This window comes from Bartonella sp. MR110HLJHH (genome assembly GCF_042194225.1).
GTDB classification, from domain to species: domain Bacteria; phylum Pseudomonadota; class Alphaproteobacteria; order Rhizobiales; family Rhizobiaceae; genus Bartonella; species Bartonella grahamii.
The window spans coordinates 1-507 of the sequence record NZ_JBHIMQ010000123.1 but is presented as its reverse complement, the minus strand read 5'-3'; the positions used below and the strand labels follow the sequence as shown (position 1 = coordinate 507).

General features: G+C 37.5%; 1 protein-coding gene. It reads left to right on the top strand.

Annotated features, from left to right (window positions below):
- The first annotated feature begins 147 nt into the window (after positions 1 to 147).
- Positions 148 to 477 (top strand): hypothetical protein, encoded by a 330-nt coding sequence (locus ACFIKB_RS09710; protein ID WP_375653570.1) that lies wholly within the window; start codon positions 148 to 150, stop codon positions 475 to 477.
- Positions 478 to 507: the final 30 nt, after the last annotated feature.

Genomic DNA, 507 nt, shown 5'->3' with positions numbered 1-507 from the left:
AAATTGACAGAAAGGCACCGTACAGAGCGATTTAAAGATTTTGTGATAAAAACCACATTGAAATTAAAAACGCTTCTATACGGTCCATTTTGAGGCAAATAAACCCATTGGTAAAGTTATGGATTTAGATAGGGGATATTAAACCAGATGTTTTTAAAAAAACGTAAACAGAAGGGGCAAAAAAAGTGGGTTGCAACGGCGGTGGGGCATGCACCATGGGGATTAGGGGTAGCAGAGTGTTTTTATAATCTTTACGAATATGATGATGGCACAAGAGAATATGAAGAATTCGATGGTGGTCAGTATCATGAGATGCCTTGTAAAGTTGATTACAGTACCAAGGCGCAAGTGAAAGCATGGGTTTATGGGGGTGGTATTCCGCAAAGCGTTCTCAATTACGAACCTCTTATAGACGAGATCAATAAAGAGATCAAAAAATTATCAAAAACCGCAGGAAATAAATATGTTTACAGATAAGCAGCTAAGAGCCTTGTTTGGTATTATAAT

What these genes read in the sequence shown, in the direction of transcription:
- ACFIKB_RS09710 (WP_375653570.1), top strand. Translation starts at nt 148, where the DNA reads ATGTTTTTAAAAAAACGTAAACAGAAGGGGCAAAAAAAGTGGGTTGCA.